Here is a 19,131-nt window from a genome sequence, read left to right on the forward strand (position 1 = left end):
TAAATGTGGGAGCGGGCTTGCTCGCGAAGACTGACTAACATTCAACACTTATGTTGCCTGTTAGACCGCTTTCGCGAGCAAGCCCGCTCCCACATTCGTTGGATGTTGATCAGAAAAAGGTGTTGGGGGCTCACACCGGCTGCAGCTTCTGCTCAAACACCGACACCCCATCCAGATCCCGCAATACCACACTCATCTCCCCCGTCTGCCCATCGATATTCACCTCGCCAAAAAACTGAAACCCGGCAAACGGTGACGCGTTCTGCGCCGGCGGGGCCTTTTCGAACACCACTTCGGGACCAAAGGTTTTATCCAGCTGATCAGGCCCGAAGCTCCCCGCATTCAAGGGCCCCGCCACAAACTCCCAAAACGGCTCGAAGTCCTGGAATCCGGCACGGTCCGGGTGGTAATGATGCGCCGCGCAGTAATGCACATCCGCCGTCAGGAACACGAAATTGCGCACCTGTTGCGCCCGCAGAAAACCGAGTAACTCGGCGATTTCCAGCTCGCGGCCCTGCGCCGGTCCCGGGTCGCCGTTGGCCACCGCTTCCCAGCGCGTCACACCGGGGCTGATTTCGCCGTCGGGTACGCCGAGGCCGATGGGCATGTCGGCAGCGATGACTTTCCATTGCGCATTGGAGGCTTTCAACGAAGCTTTCAGCCAGTCCAGTTGTTCACGACCGAGGAAGGGTTTGACCGCGCCGAGGTTGTCGTCGTTGGCCCCACGGTAGCTGCGCATGTCGAGCACAAACACATCGAGCAACGGCCCATAACTGAGCTGGCGGTAAATCCGCCCGCCGCCATCGGCGCTTTGCAAACGCATCGGTGCGTATTCGAGCCAGGCCTGGCGCCCATGACCGACCAGGCTGTGGATATCTTTATTCGTGTAGCGCTCGTCCAGTTGCTTGCCGGGCGACCAGTTGTTCACCACTTCATGGTCGTCCCACTGCCAGATCTGCGGCACTTCGGCGTTGAAGCGGCGGATGTTTTCATCCATCAGGTTATAGCGGTAATTGCCGCGATAGTCGTCGAGGGTTTCCGCGACTTTGCTCTTGGCTTCGCTGGTGATGTTGCGCCACACACGGCCGCTTTCGGTGGGCAGTTGCGCCGGCACCGGGCCGTCGGCGTAGATGCTGTCGCCACTGTGGATAAAGAAGTCGGGCAGGCGCAAGCGCATGGCTTCGTAGATGCGCATGCCGCCGATGTCCGGGTTGATGCCGAAGCCCTGGCCGACGGTGTCACCGCTCCAGATAAAACGAATGTCGCGACGGCTTTGCGGCACGCTGCGCAAGTGGCCAAACCACGGTTCGCTGGCGACACCGGTCTGGGCGTCTTCGAATTGCACGCGGTAGAAAATCGCCTGGTCGGCGGGCAGGCCGGTGAGCTCGACCCGAGCGGTAAAGTCGGTGCGGGCATCGGCCAGGGGCGAGACGAATCGCCGAGGATTGCTGAACAGGCTGCGGGTGTCCCACTCCACCACCATCCGCGCCGGACGGTCGCTACGGCTCCAGACCATCGCGCGGTCGCCGAGCAGGTCGCCAGACTGCACGCCATCGGTGAGTTGCGGCCGATCCTTGACCGAGGCAATCACCGCTGGCGCCAGGCCGGGCAATAACAACCCGGCACCAACGGCTTGCATGACACGACGGCGACCGAGGTCGAATTCGCTCATGGTGTTCTCCCTGAAAAGGAAAAACTAAAACATGTACACGTGAAACCGACATGACACTCCCCCTGTAGGAGCGAAGCTTGCCCGCGAAGACGGCCTCACAGTCAGCATCTTTGTTGAATGTTAAGCAGCCTTCGCGGGCAAGCCTCGCTCCTACAAGGGTGGGGTCAGGCGTTGACGGGTTCTATGGCCAACTCAACGACTTCCGGTCGCTTGAGCACCGCATACGCCACCGCCGTCAGCAAACTCCCGGCGACAATCGCCAGCAGGTACAACAGCGCATGGTTGATCGCATTCGGGATCGCCAGCACGAACAATCCACCGTGCGGCGCCATCAGTTTGCAGCCGAAATACATCGACAACGCACCGGTCAGCGCACCCCCGGCGATGCTCGCCGGAATCACCCGCAGCGGGTCTTTGGCGGCAAACGGAATCGCCCCTTCGGAAATAAAACACAGCCCCAACACCAATGCCGCTTTACCGGCCTCGCGCTCGGTCTGGGCAAATTTGCGCCGGGCAATAAACGTGGCGATACCCAGACCAATCGGCGGCACCATCCCCGCCGCCATGGTCGCGGCCATCGGTGCATAACTCTGCGACGCCAACAGCCCCACCGAGAACGCATACGCCGCCTTGTTGATCGGCCCGCCGAGGTCGACGCACATCATGCCGCCCAACAACACACCGAGCAGAATGGCGTTGGTGGTGCCCATGCTGTCGAGGAACTGCGTCAGCCCCGCCAGCATCCCGGCCACCGGTTTGCCGACCACATAAATCATCACCAGACCGGTAAACAAGCTCGCCAGCAACGGGATGATCAGGATCGGTTTCAGTGCCTCAAGGCTTTGCGGCAATCGCGCATAACGGTTGATCGCCTGGGCCGCGTAACCGGCGATGAAACCGGCAATGATCCCGCCGATAAAACCGGCGCCCAGCGTACTGGCGAGCAGACCACCAATCATCCCCGGCGCCAGGCCCGGACGGTCGGCAATCGAGTAGGCGATGTACCCCGCCAGCAGCGGCACCATCAGTTTGAAGGCGGTCTCGCCACCGATCTGCATCAGGGCCGCCGCGAGGGTGCCTTCCTCCTTGAAGGCGGTGATGCCGAAGACGAACGACAAGGCGATCATCAGCCCGCCCGCCACCACCATCGGCAGCATGAACGACACACCGGTCAGCAGGTGTTTGTAGACGCCGGTCTTCTCTTGCTTGGCCGGGCCTTGGGCGCCGCTCGCAGCGGTTTCCTGCTTACCTTCGGCGAGGGCTTTGTTGAGCGTGGCTTCGGCTTGCTTCAAAGCGATGCCGGTGCCGCAACGGTAGATTTTCTTGCCGGCGAATCGCTCGGTGGCGACTTCGATATCGCAGGCCAGCAGCACCACATCAGCGTCAGCAATCGCCGCTGCGCTCAGAGGATTGCGCGCACCGACCGAGCCCTGGGTTTCCACCTGCAAGTCGTAGCCCAGTCGCTTGGCCGCTTGCTGCAAGGCTTCGGCAGCCATGAAAGTGTGAGCGACGCCGGTTGGGCAGGCCGTAATCGCAACCAGGCGCGGAGCATTTTTACTGACCACAACCGGCTCGACGACAGCTTCGGGGGCAACGTAAACCTGAGCCTCGTCAGCACCACGACGCAGCACCTCGTCGACATCTTGCAGCGCCTGGGCCGGGGTACTCTGGAACACCCGTTTGCCAACGAACCGCGACAGGTCCACAGGCGTGCTGGTCACCAGCAACACCCATTCGGCAGCCTCGATCGTGGCCGCCGACAATTGCCGCTCCGGATGCGCCGCATCGTTGACTTCGACGCTGGTGCTCCAGCCCTGGCGCTGAGCCGCTGCATCGAGCAACCGCGCGCACAGCACACTGGTGACCATGCCGTTCGGGCAGGCCGTTACAATGGCTAACTTCATGACAAACCCTCTTATTGTTCTGTCAGGGTGCGGATGCGCACGCCCTGTTCGAGCTGCGCCAATTGCGCCGCATCGCCAATGCCGAAACCGATCTGGGTGACCGCCATCGCGGCAATCGCCGTGGCGGTGCGCAAGGTCTGTTCAGGCGTGTCGGCACTGAGCAAACCGTGGAGCATGCCAGCCAGCAACGAATCGCCCGCGCCCACCGTGCTGACCACGCTGACCTTGGGCGGCGTCGCGTGCATCGCCGAGCCGACGCTGAACCAGTTCACGCCATCAGCACCGTGGGAAATCACCACATGCTCGATGCCTTGCGCGTGCAAGCGGCTCGCCGCTTCGGCCTGGGCCGTGACCGAAACCACCTCGCAACCGAGCACGTCGGCCAGCTCTTCGGTGTTGGGTTTGATCAGCCACGGGCCGGCATTGAGCGCGGCCCGCAACGCTTCACCGCTGGTGTCGAGCGCCACGTTCAAGCCGAGGTTTTTCAAGCGCAAAACCAACGCCTCCAACCATAGCGGGCTGATGCCTTGGGGCAGGCTGCCGGCGACGACGACCGCGTCATGACCGGGCGCAATTTGATCGAGGCGATCAAGCAACGCCTGCTGCGCCGCTTCACTCACCAAGGGCCCGGGACCGTTGATGTCGGTGATGCGCCCAGCGCTTTCCGCCAGTTTGATGTTGCTGCGGGTCTCGCCGGGAACACGGATGAACGCGTCGACAAACCCGCGTTTGGCGAACAGGGTTTCGAACGCCTGAAGGTTGTCTTCGCCGAGGAAACCGCTGACCGTGAGCTGATGCCCAAGGTCCGCCAGCACCTGCGCCACGTTCACGCCTTTGCCGGCGGCGTGGGTGTGCATTTCGTCGCTGCGGTTGACTTGACCGGGTGCAAGCACCGGCAACTGAACGGTGAGGTCCAGTGCCGGGTTGAGGGTCAGGGTTAGGATCTTGGCCATTACAAAGCCTCCACTAATGCGCGCACTTCATTTGCGCTGCCCACGGCCAGGGCCTGTTGGGCAAGGGTTTGGGTCTGGGCCAGGCTGAGTTCGCGGATGCGCGCCTTGACCTCGGCAATGCTGCGACCCGAGACGCTGAGTTCATCGACACCGAGACCGACCAGCACCGGCACCGCCAGCGGATCGGCCGCCAGCTCGCCACACACGCCGACCCACTTGCCATGGGCATGGGCTGCGCGCACGGTGATGTCGATCAGTTGCAGCACCGCCGGGTGCAAGCCGTCAGCCTGGGCCGACAACGTCGGGTGACCACGGTCGATGGCCAGGGTGTATTGGGTCAGGTCGTTGGTGCCGACACTGAAAAAGTCGACTTCCTTGGCCAACACGGGAGCGAGCAAGGCCGCCGACGGTACTTCGATCATGATCCCCAATTGCAAATCTGCAACCGGGATTTCCAGGCGCAGGCGCTCGGTCATGTCCCGGGCCTGACGCCACTCATCGACGCTGCCGACCATGGGGAACATGATCCGCAGCGGACGGTTGTCGGCGGCCCGCAGCAAGGCGCGCAGCTGCGCTTCCATGATGTGCGGACGTTGCAGGGTCAGGCGAATGCCGCGCACGCCGAGGAACGGGTTTTCTTCTTTCGCGATCGGCCAGTACGGCAGCGGTTTGTCGCCACCGACGTCGAGGGTGCGCACCACCAGCGGGCGACCGGCCAGGCCATCGAGGACGCGACGGTACTCGACTTCCTGGGTGGACTCGTCCGGCGCTTGCGAGTGGGCCATGAAAATCAGTTCGGTGCGTAGCAGGCCAATGCCTTCGGCGCCCTGCTCCACCGCGCTGGTGACGCCCGCGCTTTCGCCGATATTGGCAAACACTTCGACCGCGTGGCCGTCGGTGGTCAGCGCCGGTTGATGGCGTTGTTCGGCGGCCGCTTTCAACCGCTGTTCGCGGGTGTCGCGTTCTTCGGTGGCGCGTTGCAACGTCGCCACGTCGGCGTCCACGTGCAGGCGACCGCGCTGGCCATCAAGCAGCAATGGCGTGCCTGGCGCCAGCAGCAACACCGCAGCGCCAGCCCCGACCAATGCCGGAATACCCAGCGCGCGGGCGACGATAGCGCTGTGAGCGGTGGCGCCGCCACGGGCAGTCAGAATGCCGGCGACACGGGCCGGATCGAGACGCGCCACGTCGGACGGGCCGACTTCGTCCATCACCAGAATGTACGGTTGATCGGGTTCGCTCGGCGTCTCGACACCACAGAGCTGCGCCAGCACGCGACGACCGATGTCGCGCAAGTCGGCGGCACGTTCAGCGAGCAAGGCGTCCTGCAGCGACTCCTGTTGCTTGGCCGCCGCTTCAATCACCGCCATCCACGCTGCTTCGGCGCTTTCGCCTTGCTTGAGGCGGGTGTCGACTTCGTCAGTCAGTTCCGGGTCGTCGAGCATCTCCTGGTGGGTGATGAAAATCTCGCGAATCGCCTTGGACTTGCTGCGCTCGATCAGCCCTTGAATGTCGCGACGCACATCGGCCAACGCCTGCTTCAGACGCTCGCGCTCGATGGCGGCGGACTCGCCGCGCAGCGGGTAATCGATGGTTTGCAGCACGTGAATATGGGCCGGACCGATGGCAATGCCCGGTGCGGCAGCAATGGCCTGAACCAGGCTGCCGGAGGCCGGCGCGAGCAGCACTTCGGCGACGTCGGCCATCACTTCACGCTGCTGACTGACGGCCGGCAACGGCTCGACTTCTTCGCCCAGGCCTTCTTCTATGGCGGCGAGCAAGGCTGGCAAGGCGTCGGCAGCGATGCTCGGTTCGGCGACGAATTCCAGCACCTGACCGCGACGGGCACCGAGGCTGAGCAGCTTGCTCAAGCTTTTCACCGACACCGCGCTGTCCTGGCCATCGACAATGCGCACGCGGATTTCGCCTGCAAAACTTTTCGCCAGTTGCGCAAGGATCTTGGCCGGCCGCGCATGCAAACCGTGAGCGTTGGCCAGCGCAATACGCGCGCTCGGCCAGTCGGCTGGCAACTCACCACCGAGTACTTCGAGGACTTTACGGCTGCTGGTGGCGCGGCCCAATTCGTGGCCGCGACCTTCAATCAGCAACGCACAAAGACGTTCGAGCAAGGCCTGATGGGCCTCACCGAGGCTGGCGAGGCAGAACAGCCCGCTGAGGGGCTGGCCGAGGTAGCGCATCGGTTTGTCCGGCGTGACGAACGCCAGGCCCGGACGCTTGACCGTTTGTTCGCTGTGCAACCACCACAGGCCATCGCCCAGCGGCAGTGCTTCGACTTGCTGCAACACCGCGGAAAAACCGTTGCTCACGCAGTCGGCCTGGCGCAGCAAACGCGCACCGCGCCAGACCAGCTCTTCGAAATCGTCGGCGGACACACCGAGGCCGATCATTTGCGCATCCAGCGCCAGTTCTTGTGGCGCGCCTTGCAGCAGTTTCAGCAACGCTTCGGCGGAGCTGGCGCGGCGCAGGGCCTGTCCCAGATCGGTTTCGCCGAGGGCGCGGGTCAGCAGTTGCAACAGGCGCAGGTGTTCATCGGATTTGGCCGCAATGCCGATGGCTAGATAGACGATTTGTCCATCGCCCCAATCCACGCCCTCGGGGAACTGCATCAGCCGCACGCCGGTGGTAAACACCAGGTCGCGGGTGTCAGGCGTACCGTGGGGAATGGCAATACCTTGACCGAGAAAGGTCGAGCCCTGGGCTTCGCGCGCCTGCAAACCGGCGAGGTAACCTTCGGCGACCAGGCCATCGCCGACCAGATGCTGGGCCAGCAGATGCAACGCTGCGGATTTATCCACCGCCGACTGGCCCATGGATATCTGCTCTATGGTGAGCTCGAGCATGCTTTCTCCTTTTTGGCACCTGATGGCGCCAGGTATTGTTTTGAATGATTCAGCTTAGGCTTTTGGTCATCACTTTTGGCGGTTTCGCGGCAGAACCGTCCAAACAGCCCATAACGTAGAAAATACGCTTGCTGAAACGTTTAATCTAGAATGATTGGCACGTTACTCGATAATGTCCCATCCTTGAAGTCCAACTTGTCGGCGCGTTGCGACACTGGTCACCTGCCCGAATCGGGTAGGATTGACGAAAATGTCGGGGCAAGCTCGAACAAACAAGGAAATCCCGGGTTGAAACTCAGTGATATCGCCCAGTTGGCCGGTGTGTCCGTTACCACCGCCAGCTACGTCATTAATGGCAAGGCAGAACAGCAACGGATCAGCAGTGCCACCGTCGAGCGCGTGCGCGCGGTCGTCGAACAACATGGCTTCACGCCCAATCCCCAGGCGGCCGGGCTGCGCAGTCGGCACACCCGCACCCTGGGCTTCATTTTGCCGGACCTGGAAAACCCCAGTTACGCGCGGATCGCCAAACTGCTTGAGCAAGGTGCCCGGGCTCGTGGCTATCAGCTGCTGATCGCCAGTTCTGACGATGCGCCGGACAGCGAACGACAACTGCTGAAACTGTTCCGCGCCCGGCGTTGCGATGCATTGATCGTTGCCAGTTGCCTGCCGGCCGGTGACGACAGTTATCGCCAGTTGCAGGCCAAAGGCATTCCGATCATCGCCATCGACCGGGTCATGGAACCGGAGCATTTCTGCTCGGTGATCAGCGACGACCGCGAGGCCAGCCTGCAATTGACCCGCAGTCTACTGGAGCCGCTGCCCAAACAGATCGCGCTGATTGGCGCACGCCCCGAATTGAGCATCAGCCAGGAGCGCGCCGGTGGGTTCAAAGAGGCGCTGGCCGGGTTCAAGGGCGAAGCGCTGATCGAGCACGGCGAGTCGTTCAGCCGCGAGTGCGGCAAACAGTTGATGGAAGAGTTGCTGCAGCGCCTGGGGCATTTACCGGATGCGCTGGTGACTACGTCCTACGTGCTGCTGCAAGGCGTGTTCGACGCCCTGCATGACTTCCCGCTGAAAACCCGCCCGCTGCGCCTCGGCACCTTCGGCGACACGCAGTTGCTGGACTTCCTGCCACTGCCGGTCAACGCCATGGCCCAGCAACACCAATTGATCGCCGACAAGGCGCTCGCCCTGGCCCTGGCCGCCATCGAGCAGTCCGATTACCAACCCGGCGTGCAGGCCATCGCGCGAACCTTCAAGCAGCGAATTCACCAGGACTGAACCGTGGAGCTGATCGACACCCACACGCATCTGGATTTTCCGGACTTCGACGCGGATCGCCAGGCGCTGCTGGCCGAAAGCCGCGCCCTCGGGGTGCGGCGGATCGTCGTGCTGGGGGTTTATCAGGCCAATTGGCAGCGGGTTTGGGAGCTGGTGCAGAGCGATCCCGACCTGCATGCGGCGTTCGGTTTGCACCCGGTGTACCTGGATGATCATCGCCCCGAAGACCTGGCGGAACTCGGCGATTGGCTGACGCGGCTGACCGGTCATGGGCAGCTGTGTGCGGTGGGTGAGATCGGTCTGGATTACTTCATCGAAACCCTTGATCGCGAGCGTCAGCAGGCGCTGTTCGAGGCGCAGTTGCAACTGGCGGTGGACTTCAATCTGCCGGCGCTGATCCATGTGCGACGCAGCCATGCGGCGGTGATTGCCACGCTCAAACGGTTTCGCTTGAAACGCGCGGGGATCATCCACGCCTTCGCCGGGAGCAAGGAAGAAGCCCGCGAATACATCAAGCTCGGTTTCAAACTGGGCTTGGGCGGCGCCGCGACCTGGCCACAGGCGCTACGCATGCACCGCGTGCTCGCCGATCTGCCGCTTGAATCGGTGGTGCTGGAAACCGACTCACCGGACATGGCGCCCGCCATGTTCCCCGGTCAACGCAACAGCCCGGCGCATCTGCCGGCGATCTGCTCGGCACTGGCCGGGATCATGGCGATCAGCCCTGAACAATTGGCCGCCGCCAGCACCGCCAATGCCTGCGAGTTGTTCAACTGGTAATCAGTCGATGTGAGCCTTGGCGGCTTCAAGCGTCAGTGTCAGGTGTTGCCGGTGCCGGGCAAACCGCATGACGACGAAGTAGACAAAAATCGCCAGCAGCGAAAAATTCAGCTGCTCGATGACGCTGAGCATCCCGACCCACTCCATCACCAACGCCACCAGCAACGCCGTGCAGACCATGATCAAGGTACTCGCACGCAACCATGCCAGGGAATCAAGGGACTTGAAGCGCTTGATCTGTTGCGGATCGTTCAACTGCAAGGCTTTCTCGCAGTGGCAACAGGTGAATGCTTCATTGATTGCTATCGCGTTGAGTTGCCAGGGTTTGAGCAGCAGCGTGCTCCCACAATGGGCGCAGTGGCCCTGGACTCCAATTGTTGCAGCAGACATAACCGGGCCTCCTCCATGCCGTCAGTAGATCTTCCTTCATTGAAGACCAAAAACCAGACTACGGAGGTAATCAGGACATTGCCCGCCTGAAAAGGGAAAAAATACTACAGATTGTGCGCAAAACCTGTGGGAGCGGGCTTGCTCGCGAAAACGCTGTGTCAGGCGACATTGATGTCGAATGTTATGCCGCCTTCGCGAGCAAGCTCGGCTCCTACTGTTGATTGGGTGTTTTCAGACGCGGAACGCACTGATCAACTGCTTGAGTTCCACCACCTGCGCCGACAGCGCACGGCTGGCGTCTTCGGTCTGATGCGCGCCCTCGGCGGTGCGCTCACCGGCGCGGTTGATCTCGACGATGTTCTGGTCGATGTCGTGCGCCACGGCCGTCTGCTGTTCCACCGCCGCGGCGATCTGCTGGTTTTGATCGACGATCATGCCGACCGCGCCGAGGATGTTTTCCAACGCTTGCTGGACCTTTTCCGACTGCCCCACCGTGCCGTTGGCCATCTGGTGACTGGTGCCCATGGCCTTCACCGCCGCGCCGACACCGCTGTGCAGCTTGGCGATCATCTGCTCGATTTCTTCGGTCGATTGCTGGGTGCGCTTGGCCAGGGTCCGGACTTCATCCGCCACCACCGCAAAACCACGGCCCTGCTCACCGGCCCGCGCGGCTTCGATGGCCGCGTTCAGGGCCAACAGGTTGGTTTGTTCGGCGATGCTCTTGATCACTTCGAGCACGCGGCTGATCGATTGGCTGTCGTTGGCCAGTTGGTTGATCACCAGCACCGATTGATCGATTTCAGTGGCCAGCGCGGCGATGCTGCCCTGCTGGGATTGCACCAGGCCGCGACCGCTGATGGTCTCGTCGTTGACGCTGTGGGCGCTGCTGACTGCGGCGGCGGCACTGCGCGCCACTTCCAGCGAGGTGGCCGACATCTGGTTCATCGCCGTGGCGACTTGCTCGATCTGCGAGCGCTGCCCCGCCACGGCCTGGTTGCTGCGGGCAGATACATTTTCGACCTGACCGGCCTGCCGCTCGACTTCGCCCACCGTCTGCCCTACCCGTTCGATCAGGTCATGGATTTTCTTCACAGTGCCGTTAAACACCTCGCCCAACTCGCCCAGTTCATCGCGGCTGTTGGCACTGAAGGTCACGGTCATGTCGCCGGCTGCCACCTTGTCCATCATCGCGCCGAGCCGCTTGAGGGTGGTGCGGGTCGAGGCATAGAAACCGCCGTAGAGATAAAAGATCAACACAAACACCACCGACAGCGCCACGGCTTGCAAGACCATGTGCGTGCGGTTCTGCTCCAGGCGTTGCTGCAACTGGCTGCCGAGAAACTTCAGGGTCGCTTCATTGAGTTGGTAGGTCTGGTCCATCAGGCCCGTGACCTGATCGTAAAAGCCCTGCCACGGCGTATCGAGCGTGTCCGCCATTACCACTTGCTCTTCGAACAGCTCACTGGCCTTTTTCAACGACGCCTTGCTGCTTTCAGCCTGGGTCGCCAGGGCCTCTTTCGCGGCTTTGCTGGAGCCCAGGGCATCCTGCAACTTCAGCCCATACTCGGCCTGGAGCTTTTCGATCTGCGCCAGCAGCTCATCGAAACGGGTACTTGACGCCGAATTGAGAAACCCTTGCCCCAGCGAAAACGAGCCCATCGCCCGGCCCTCGCCCAGCAATTGGGTCACGGGGGGCGTGACGTTGGTGATGAGTTCGCTCAGCTGGCGCATGTCGCTCTGCGTGTCGCGGCTCAGGCCGGCCTGACTGGCGATGATCTGGCTGAAAATCTGCGCGTTGCCGAGCAACTTGGCGCTCATCCCGCTTTTGCTTTGCAGGGAGCTTTCCGCTTGCTGGGCCTTGAACGCGGCGATCATTTCATCGCGCTTGGTATCGAAAACCGCGATTTGTTCGGGGTCGGTGGTCATCGCCGTCAACCCTTGCAAACGGCTCAATACGCTCTGCCCCAGGGTGTTGATCTGCGACTCGACATTGCCGGCCTTGCCTGACTGGCCGAGGCTGACGTTGATCTGCACCAGGTTGTTCAGGGTTTCCAGATCACGCCGCAACGTCAAGCTGCTGCCCAGCAGATCAAGGCTTTGCAGCTCGACCCGAGTGCCGTGGAATTCACGATAGGAATCGCGCACCAGATAGAAGTTGGTCACCAGCATTGGCACCAGGAACAGCACGCTGATCAGGCTGAACTTCATACCAAAGCTCAGGCGGTTCATCAGCGCGACAGCGGGATAGAGCAAGCTCTTCACTGGAAGTCTCCCTTTGATTTCTTATTTTTATTTGGCAGGCGCGGGTCGACAGCAGATAGCCACTATTCGGCGCCAGCTCTGTATAACGTAAATCGGCGGGAGGTTTTGTAACTTAAGGTTAACGGCAGACACACGGTCCTGTAGCAGCTGCCGAAGGCTGCGTTCGGCTGCGTAGCGGTCGTAAATCCTGATTACGCGGTGAGACTGGCACACCGCGGTGACTGGCACAGCGCCTGCTGCGCAGTCGAACCCAGCCTTCGGCAGCTGCTACATGGACCGAAGGTTGTTGGAAGGGTTAGCGGATCAGGACTGTCCACAGGGCGAACCCGGCATACCAGAGCACCGCGGCTCGCAGCAACAACTCCCAGATCCGGTCGAGGTTGTTGATGCCATCCGGCCCGACTACCGGGGCCGGAATTTCGCCGGCCACCAGGCCGACCTTTTCGATCAGCTGCGCGGCGCTGATGTTCCAGTTCAGCAGCTCGTGCACCATCACGCGGCCCACCGCGACAAAGTTACCCACCAGGGCAAAACTCGCCGCCAGCAGACGCACCGGTACCCAATCGAAGGCATGACGCAGCTGCGAAGCGCGCTCGACTACGGCCGGGTTCTGCCCGTGTTCTTCAGTCAAGGCCAGCAGTCGATAGCTCAGCGCGGCGACCGGGCCGAGCAGGAAGTACCAGAAAATCACCGCAAAAAAACTCTGATAAGCCTCCCACAGCAGGTGACCCTCGACCCGCTCGAGCAATTGCTCGCCACTGTCGGCGCAGATGTCCACGTCGCGTTTCGCCACATGGGCGGCGGCTTGCAGGTCTTCCCGGCGCCAGGCATCACGAAACGGCCCGAGACCGGCCAGCAGATCGCCACGCCCCAGGCTGTAAATCACCACCAGCAAGTGCACCGGCAACGCCAGCAGGCCGTAGGCCACCGGCTCCAGCACCCACAACAGCAAACCCAGCAGCGCTACCGGCAACAACACCAGCACCACCAATACCAGCCAAGGACTTTTCGCCAGGCGCGGGCTGGATTCCAGTTTGTGCAACTCGCGCACCCAACCACCATCACGCTGAACCCGATGACGCAGGGCCGAGAACTTCTCGATCCAGACCGCCAACAGCAACACCAGAAAACTCATTGTTGTTCCTCTTTAACCAGGGCTGCGCGATAGCGTGCCCAGTCGAACGCGGGCCCCGGGTCGGTTTTGCGTCCGGGTGCAATGTCGCTATGCCCGCAGATGCGTTGCGCGGTGATGGCCGGAAAAGCGCTTTGCAGCTGTCGGGTCAAGGCCGTCAACGCGTCATATTGAGCGTCGGTGAACGGCAGATCATCCGTGCCTTCAAGCTCGATGCCCACGGAAAAATCGTTACAGGTTTCCCGCCCTTCGAAGCTCGATACACCGGCGTGCCAGGCGCGCTCAAGACAAGAGACAAACTGAGTGACAGTGCCGTCACGCTCAATCAGGAAATGCGCAGATACCCGCAGCTCAGCGATCCCTTCAAAGTAGGGATGCTCCGTGACATCCAGACGATTCTGGAAAAACTCCTGCACCTTGCCGGTGGCGAATTGCGCTGGCGGCAGGCTGATGTTGTGAATCACCAGCAGGGAAATTTCGCCCATGGGGCGCGCATTGAAGTTGGGCGAGGGGCATACACACACGCCCTGACACCAACCGCTCGCGAGGTCCAACTGCATACAGGTTCCTTCAACGACGACTGTGTGGTGCCCAGTATGCCGCGATAGACCCTCGGGGCGCGATCACTTGCCGCGATTGAGGCGCTGCAAGTTGCCGATCACCGACTCCAGGGCCCGGTCGAACAGCAAGGTGTCGTCAAGCATACGCACCGCGCCACGGCGAAATTCCAGGGCCAGCCCGGTGCGGCTGCGCTCCAGCACTTTCATGCCGGTGCGGTCAACGAAAATGTATTTTCCGGTGGCCTCGATGATGGCCGCCAGCTTGCAGCGCAGGGTGTTTTCCTCGTCTTCCTGAAACTCGACCCAGCAGCCCGGACGCAGCTGATCGACCTGAAGCAAACCCGCATCGTCCGCTGGCAAACGGATTGAAGCCGTTTCAATCGGGCCTTCGTCAGCGGTCCGCAGTACGATTTCCTCACGCACTTCGACCATCACCGGCGCTTCGGCAGACTGGTCATGCTTTTGTCCTGGCGATTCGAACAGCTGCACATGCAAAGTCTCCAGCTCGCTGAAAAACTCACCGGTGGCAAACGGATCGAACGCCGAACTGCTCAACCCGTCACGCAGTGATTTGAGCAGCCCCGGCACCAGGGCCAACAGGCGCAGGCTGGCATCGGGCTCATCGTGGCGCTGTACGCTCCAGATCAACTGTTCCATGGTCTGGACATCGGCATGCCACTCGGCCGACTGTTCACCGTATTTGAGGCACGTCAGCAACAGTACTTTGCTCCAGGCGTCCTGGACAAACGCCACCACGTCGTGTGGCAGTACTTTGCCCAACAACGCCTGGTTCAGCGCCTGTTCGACGCGCTGGCGGGCCAGTTCGGTTTTGGCGCGGCCCTCTTCGGCGTCACGGGTGCGCTGCTCCAGCAACTCGCTGCGCCGGCGTTCGTCACTGGTAAAAGCAAGAAAGTCCGCCAGCAGCTCGGAAAAAATCGCCGGGTCATCACCGAAGTCATTCAACAAGCGCTGCACCACTTGCTCGATGCGCAGGTACAGGCTGTCGCGCTCTTGGTCATCGCACCCGCCCCAGCCCATGGCGGCGGTGGCGATTTCGTTGAGCAGACGCCGCGCCGGGTGGCTGCTGCGACTGAAGAAACTCTTGTCGAGCACCGCTACTTTCAGCATGGGGATCTGCAACCGGCCGATCAACGCCTTGAGCGAATCCGGCAGATTGCGGTCGTCGAGGATGCATTCGAAGAGCATGGCGATCAGGTTGATCACGTCTTCGTCGGCCACCCCGACCACCCGCGACTTGCCACTTTTAACGCTGACCCGGGTCAGCAGTTGTTCGAGCTGGTTGCGCAGATCGAAGTCGTCCTGGGCGGCCGGTGCCGGCACGTATTGCTGCAAGTGCGAGAGCAGGCGCATCAGGTCGCGAGTGGAAATCGGCTGGGTCTGGGCGCTGACCTCAAGCGTGGGTGCAACGCTGCCACGAACGTGCAACAGCAGCTCCTGCAACGCGGCGAATACTTCCTGCACGCTGTCGTCGATCTGCGCGGTGCGTGTGCCGGTCTGTGCCGTTTCAGCCCGGACACTGGCGGCGGCGCGATCCGTGGCCCGGCGCGCCGGGGCAGGCTTGAGGTCGGGCAACACGCCGGTGGCGACCAGCAGTTGATTGGCCTCGGTGTAGAGCTGCTCGGTATCGCTGAGCACGTAGCGTTCAAACAACTTGAGGAGGATCAGCTTGACCTTGATCTCCACCCCCAGGTTGCGCCCGGCCTGCAAGAAGTACTCGCAAAGCTTTGCCGGCCCCAGCGGGTTGTGCTGATCGACAAGCTCCCGGCCCAGCAGAGTGCTGAGTCGAGCGGTCAGCTGGCTGAGCGCGAAACCGTCGCGGTTGAGCACTTTACTGACCATCGCCTCCACCGCCACGTTGCGTTCGAGGTCGTCATCAGTCTGCGCTGCCGAAGTGTCGACGCCAAAGGCCTGGGGCAAGCCCGCTTGGGTGGAGTCGTATTGGGTCAGGCGGACAAACGCCTCGAAGAAGTGTTCGAGAAAAACCCGTTCGATGCTTTTACGCTTGAGGCGCAAGTCGCGCATGGCCTCGAAGAAAATGTTCTGTTGGACGTCATTGCGCGCCCGATCGGCCATTTCGAACAGCGTGTCATCGGCGTTATCGAACAACGCCTGCAAAGCTAGCCTGAGCTGTTGCGCAGCCTTGTCGCGAACCTGAAGCAGAATCACAGGCAGGCGGGCGAGCGGCGAGTGGGTCGCCTGCTCGGTAGCCGCCTTGTGCAAAGGCACTACATTCCCGTCGTTGTGCATCCAGCCTCCTGAAACGGTGAGTCTTCGATTCGGTTAGAAAGATCAAAAGCGCCAGACAAAAAGCCAGCGCGTCAAAGCCATGACGTCAAATGCAAGGCAGATTATCTTGCAAAAGGTTACACCTGTACCAGCAGACTCTGCGCTTACGTCAAAATAGACGTTTAATGCAGACCCGTGCTGAGTGCCCATTGCTCAGGTGAATCGACCAAATGCAGGATTCAGAGCGATGGGAAGGTCGCTGATGCCTTGGGTTGCTCCACGCCATGGCCCTATAATCGGACCACTTTGTTTGTGGAGTCCGTTATGCCGAATCTACGTCTCGCCGATTTGACCGCCGAAATCGAAGCCAACGTGCGCCGTGCGTTGCTCGAAGACATCGGCAGCGGCGACATCACCGCGCAGCTGATCCCGGCCGAACGCCTGGCCAAAGCCACCATCATCACCCGTGACGCGGCTGTCATCGCCGGCACCGCCTGGGTCGATGCGGTTTTCCGGCAACTGGACCCACGGGTTGCCGTGCACTGGCAAGTGCGCGATGGCGAACGGGTGAAACCCAATCAGGCACTCTTCCATCTGGAAGGCCCGGCACGCTCGTTGCTGACAGGCGAACGCTGTGCGCTGAACTTCCTGCAATTGCTCTCTGGGGTGGCCACTCGCGCACAGTACCTGGCGGATTTCGTTGGCAAGACTCAGGTGAAATTGCTCGACACCCGCAAGACCCTGCCGGGCCTGCGTCTGGCGCAGAAGTACGCGGTAACGTGCGGCGGTTGCCACAATCACCGCATCGGCTTGTACGACGCCTTCCTGATCAAGGAAAACCATATCGCCGCGTGCGGTGGCATTCCTCAGGCCATCAGTGCCGCGCACAAGATTGCTCCGGGCAAACCGGTGGAGATCGAAGTGGAAAGCCTGACAGAGCTGAAAGAGGCCCTGGCGGCAGGTGCCGACATCATCATGCTCGATGAATTGAGCCTGGATGACATGCGCGAAGCCGTGCGTTTGAACGCCGGCAAGGCAAAACTGGAGGCCAGTGGCGGGATCAACGAAAGCACGCTGCTGCCGATCGCCGAAACCGGGGTGGATTACATCTCGATCGGTGCGATGACCAAGGATGTGAAGGCCGTAGACCTGTCGATGCGCCTAAGCCTCTGATCACATGAAACTGTAGGAGCGAGCTTGCTCGCGATGGTCGATAACGATTACGCGTGTTTACTGGCTAAACGCGGCGTTCTTGAGTCCATCGCGAGCGAGCTCGCTCCTACAGGAGATTGGCACTTTTCAGACCACCAGATTATTCATCTCGCAGTACTCTTCCCACTCGACGCCCAACACTTCGGCCGCCTCTTTATGCAAAACCAGGCGCGCCGCCTCGAACTCTTCAGGCGTCGAGGTGTACTTGAGCGTCAGCTCCCAAGGCTGCAAGCCTTGCGATTCCGCTTCGTCCTCGAACGCCCACTGGATCTGGTCTTTCTGATCGTCGGCGGGCAGGTCCTTGATCTCTTCGGCTAGCTGGGGCGAATCCAGCAGGTACTTCTTCAGCGCTTCTTCGTGTCTGGCTTCTTGGGTCAATTCTTTAACAGTCATGTCGTTCTCTCTGATCTGGGGAATGGAAGATGGATCTGGATCATCAAGGATCTCTCTGACGCAAAAAACCGTGTGAAGCCCGGTTTGTCTGGCCTTCAGAACCATTCTTGGATCATTTGAAAACTGCAGGGTGGAGCTCGTGCAAGGTCCGAATATAGGACCTTTGGCGGACGATTTATACGGCTCTTTACATCAAATCAACAAAAAACCGGTCGCCCCGACATTTTGGACAGACCTCAGGAACAAGTTTCAAAATTCCAAGTCATAGCGATGTGCCATCTAGGCACTTCACTAGGAAATCAGGTGATGCGCAATTTCCCAAAGCTTTCGTCTACCCTGTTTGCAACCGGCCTGGCCGCCCTGCTGCTTGGCAACCTGGCACTGCCCAATTCGGCTCAGGCCAGCCTGGAATACAATTCCGACAGCGCCGACTCCAGCGATAACTTCCTCACCTTTCACAACACCTACGGTAAAGACGTGATGGCCAAGAGCCGTATCAGCGTCGACGATGTGGAAAAGTTGATGAACACCGTTAAAACCAACACGGCTGAAATCGACACCCTGAAAAAAACCGTCAGCGATCAAGCGCGCCTCATCGAAGAACTCAAACGCAACAGCGGGACAAGCTCCAGCTCAAGCTCCAGTGAAATTTCCAACCTCAAGCGTACCGTCGAGGAACAGGATAAAGACCTGAACAAGCTCGCCAGCCAGGTGGAAGACCTCAAGCGCAGCGCAGGGTCGAGTTCCAGTTCGAGCTCCAGCGACCTGTCAAACCTGAAGCGCGAAGTCAGTGATCAGGACAATCAACTGGACCAGCTAAAACGCACAGTCGAAGACTTGAGCAGAAAAGTGAAATAACCGAGGAATGGTGCCCGAGACAGGAATCGAACCTGCGACCTTCGCGTTACGAGTGCGCTGCTCTACCGGCTGAGCTACACGGGCGATGGGCTAAACCTAGCACCGGCTTTGGGGTCCGGCAACTTCACCCGACATTTCAGTTTCGTGCAGACAAAAAAATACCCCGCAGCGTTCACTGCGGGGCATTTTTTATTACGTTGAAGCGGTCAGGCGTGGGGAGTGTTTAAACGCCCGAAGCCTTGGCTGCTGCTACGTCTTTGATGGACAGCTTGATACGGCCGCGGTTGTCCACGTCCAGTACCAGTACTTCCACTTCCTGGCCTTCTTTCAGGATGTCGGTCACTTTCTCAACGCGAGCGTCGCTCAGCATCGAGATGTGAACCAGACCGTCCTTGCCAGGCAGGATGTTGACGAATGCGCCGAAGTCGACGATGCGCTCAACCTTGCCGACGTAGATCTTGCCGATCTCGGCTTCTGCGGTGATGCCCAGAACGCGCTGACGTGCTGCTTCAGCCGCTTCCTTGGTTTCGCCGAAGATCTTGATCGAACCGTCGTCTTCGATGTCGATCGAAGCCTTGGTTTCTTCACAGATCGCACGAATGGTCGCGCCGCCTTTACCGATG

The 19,131-nt window shown here is 60.8% G+C and carries 15 protein-coding genes and 1 tRNA gene; 4 read left to right on the top strand and 12 right to left on the bottom strand.

Annotated features, from left to right (window positions below; translation table 11 throughout):
* Nucleotides 1-130: 130 nt before the first annotated feature.
* The 4 genes from ACIPL2_RS30275 to ptsP form a co-directional block, all read right to left on the bottom strand.
* Nucleotides 131-1,672 carry an alkaline phosphatase D family protein gene (locus ACIPL2_RS30275; RefSeq protein WP_401363068.1) on the bottom strand — a complete coding sequence of 514 codons (1,542 nt, stop codon included), beginning with the start codon at nucleotides 1,670-1,672 and terminating at the stop codon, nucleotides 131-133.
* Between the two features lie 164 nt (nucleotides 1,673-1,836).
* Complete coding sequence (locus ACIPL2_RS30280) at nucleotides 1,837-3,576, bottom strand: PTS fructose-like transporter subunit IIB (RefSeq protein ID WP_401363071.1); 1,740 nt, start codon at nucleotides 3,574-3,576, stop codon at nucleotides 1,837-1,839.
* Nucleotides 3,577-3,587: 11 nt separating this feature from the next.
* Nucleotides 3,588-4,529 (bottom strand): 1-phosphofructokinase, encoded by a 942-nt coding sequence (pfkB, locus tag ACIPL2_RS30285; RefSeq protein ID WP_401363074.1) that lies wholly within the window; start codon nucleotides 4,527-4,529, stop codon nucleotides 3,588-3,590.
* Complete coding sequence (gene ptsP / locus ACIPL2_RS30290; RefSeq protein ID WP_401363077.1) at nucleotides 4,529-7,390, bottom strand: phosphoenolpyruvate--protein phosphotransferase; 2,862 nt, start codon at nucleotides 7,388-7,390, stop codon at nucleotides 4,529-4,531. Before ptsP ends, pfkB begins: the two co-directional genes overlap by 1 nt.
* Before the next feature lie 288 nt (nucleotides 7,391-7,678).
* Between ptsP and cra the strand changes: the two genes are divergently transcribed.
* Together cra and ACIPL2_RS30300 are read left to right on the top strand one after the other, a co-directional pair.
* Nucleotides 7,679-8,674, top strand: coding sequence for a catabolite repressor/activator (gene cra / locus ACIPL2_RS30295; protein WP_401363079.1), 996 nt, complete (start codon nucleotides 7,679-7,681; stop codon nucleotides 8,672-8,674).
* Between the two features lie 3 nt (nucleotides 8,675-8,677).
* Complete coding sequence (locus tag ACIPL2_RS30300; protein WP_401363082.1) at nucleotides 8,678-9,454, top strand: TatD family hydrolase; 777 nt, start codon at nucleotides 8,678-8,680, stop codon at nucleotides 9,452-9,454.
* On the opposite strand, the gene ACIPL2_RS30305 is transcribed toward ACIPL2_RS30300, so the two are convergent.
* From ACIPL2_RS30305 to ACIPL2_RS30325, 5 genes are all read right to left on the bottom strand, one after another.
* Nucleotides 9,455-9,844 carry a hypothetical protein gene (locus ACIPL2_RS30305; protein WP_401363085.1) on the bottom strand — a complete coding sequence of 130 codons (390 nt, stop codon included), beginning with the start codon at nucleotides 9,842-9,844 and terminating at the stop codon, nucleotides 9,455-9,457.
* A 231-nt stretch (nucleotides 9,845-10,075) separates the two neighbouring features.
* Nucleotides 10,076-12,106 (bottom strand): methyl-accepting chemotaxis protein, encoded by a 2,031-nt coding sequence (locus tag ACIPL2_RS30310; RefSeq protein WP_401363088.1) that lies wholly within the window; start codon nucleotides 12,104-12,106, stop codon nucleotides 10,076-10,078.
* A gap of 295 nt (nucleotides 12,107-12,401) precedes the next feature.
* Complete coding sequence (gene ampE / locus ACIPL2_RS30315; RefSeq protein ID WP_401363091.1) at nucleotides 12,402-13,241, bottom strand: regulatory signaling modulator protein AmpE; 840 nt, start codon at nucleotides 13,239-13,241, stop codon at nucleotides 12,402-12,404.
* Nucleotides 13,238-13,798 (bottom strand): 1,6-anhydro-N-acetylmuramyl-L-alanine amidase AmpD, encoded by a 561-nt coding sequence (gene ampD / locus ACIPL2_RS30320; protein ID WP_401363094.1) that lies wholly within the window; start codon nucleotides 13,796-13,798, stop codon nucleotides 13,238-13,240. Before ampD ends, ampE begins: the two co-directional genes overlap by 4 nt.
* A gap of 63 nt (nucleotides 13,799-13,861) precedes the next feature.
* The gene (locus ACIPL2_RS30325) at nucleotides 13,862-16,066 is read right to left on the bottom strand and encodes a DUF1631 domain-containing protein (RefSeq protein ID WP_401363097.1); all 2,205 of its coding nucleotides are present in this window, start codon (nucleotides 16,064-16,066) and stop codon (nucleotides 13,862-13,864) included.
* Between the two features lie 303 nt (nucleotides 16,067-16,369).
* On the opposite strand from ACIPL2_RS30325, the gene nadC reads away from it, so the two are divergent.
* Entirely contained in the window at nucleotides 16,370-17,218 is an 849-nt protein-coding gene (gene nadC / locus ACIPL2_RS30330) for a carboxylating nicotinate-nucleotide diphosphorylase (RefSeq protein WP_401363100.1), read from the top strand.
* Nucleotides 17,219-17,344: 126 nt separating this feature from the next.
* On the opposite strand, the gene ACIPL2_RS30335 is transcribed toward nadC, so the two are convergent.
* On the bottom strand, nucleotides 17,345-17,650 hold the full coding sequence (locus ACIPL2_RS30335; protein ID WP_059403417.1) for a DUF6388 family protein: 306 nt from the start codon (nucleotides 17,648-17,650) through the stop codon (nucleotides 17,345-17,347).
* Nucleotides 17,651-17,956: 306 nt separating this feature from the next.
* Here ACIPL2_RS30335 and ACIPL2_RS30340 point away from each other — a divergent pair, with 306 nt between their 5' ends.
* Complete coding sequence (locus ACIPL2_RS30340) at nucleotides 17,957-18,508, top strand: hypothetical protein (RefSeq protein WP_401363104.1); 552 nt, start codon at nucleotides 17,957-17,959, stop codon at nucleotides 18,506-18,508.
* A gap of 8 nt (nucleotides 18,509-18,516) precedes the next feature.
* On the opposite strand, the gene ACIPL2_RS30345 is transcribed toward ACIPL2_RS30340, so the two are convergent.
* Together ACIPL2_RS30345 and ACIPL2_RS30350 are read right to left on the bottom strand one after the other, a co-directional pair.
* Nucleotides 18,517-18,592: transfer RNA gene (locus ACIPL2_RS30345), tRNA-Thr, on the bottom strand.
* 139 nt (nucleotides 18,593-18,731) lie between these two features.
* Nucleotides 18,732-19,131 (bottom strand): S1 RNA-binding domain-containing protein (locus ACIPL2_RS30350; protein ID WP_401363107.1); only part of this gene is annotated, 400 nt, incomplete at its 5' end.

Source organism: Pseudomonas sp. NPDC086251, assembly GCF_044746405.1.
GTDB lineage: Bacteria > Pseudomonadota > Gammaproteobacteria > Pseudomonadales > Pseudomonadaceae > Aquipseudomonas.

Excerpts from the sequence above, each read along its gene's own strand:
- ACIPL2_RS30275 (WP_401363068.1), bottom strand. The coding sequence starts at position 1,672 with ATGAGCGAATTCGACCTCGGTCGCCGTCGTGTCATGCAAGCCGTTGGT.
- ACIPL2_RS30280 (WP_401363071.1), bottom strand. The coding sequence starts at position 3,576 with ATGAAGTTAGCCATTGTAACGGCCTGCCCGAACGGCATGGTCACCAGT.
- pfkB (WP_401363074.1), bottom strand. The coding sequence starts at position 4,529 with ATGGCCAAGATCCTAACCCTGACCCTCAACCCGGCACTGGACCTCACC.
- ptsP (WP_401363077.1), bottom strand. The coding sequence starts at position 7,390 with ATGCTCGAGCTCACCATAGAGCAGATATCCATGGGCCAGTCGGCGGTG.
- ACIPL2_RS30305 (WP_401363085.1), bottom strand. The coding sequence starts at position 9,844 with ATGTCTGCTGCAACAATTGGAGTCCAGGGCCACTGCGCCCATTGTGGG.
- ampE (WP_401363091.1), bottom strand. The coding sequence starts at position 13,241 with ATGAGTTTTCTGGTGTTGCTGTTGGCGGTCTGGATCGAGAAGTTCTCG.
- ampD (WP_401363094.1), bottom strand. The coding sequence starts at position 13,798 with ATGCAGTTGGACCTCGCGAGCGGTTGGTGTCAGGGCGTGTGTGTATGC.
- ACIPL2_RS30325 (WP_401363097.1), bottom strand. The coding sequence starts at position 16,066 with ATGCACAACGACGGGAATGTAGTGCCTTTGCACAAGGCGGCTACCGAG.
- nadC (WP_401363100.1), top strand. The coding sequence starts at position 16,370 with ATGCCGAATCTACGTCTCGCCGATTTGACCGCCGAAATCGAAGCCAAC.
- ACIPL2_RS30335 (WP_059403417.1), bottom strand. The coding sequence starts at position 17,650 with ATGACTGTTAAAGAATTGACCCAAGAAGCCAGACACGAAGAAGCGCTG.
- ACIPL2_RS30340 (WP_401363104.1), top strand. The coding sequence starts at position 17,957 with ATGCGCAATTTCCCAAAGCTTTCGTCTACCCTGTTTGCAACCGGCCTG.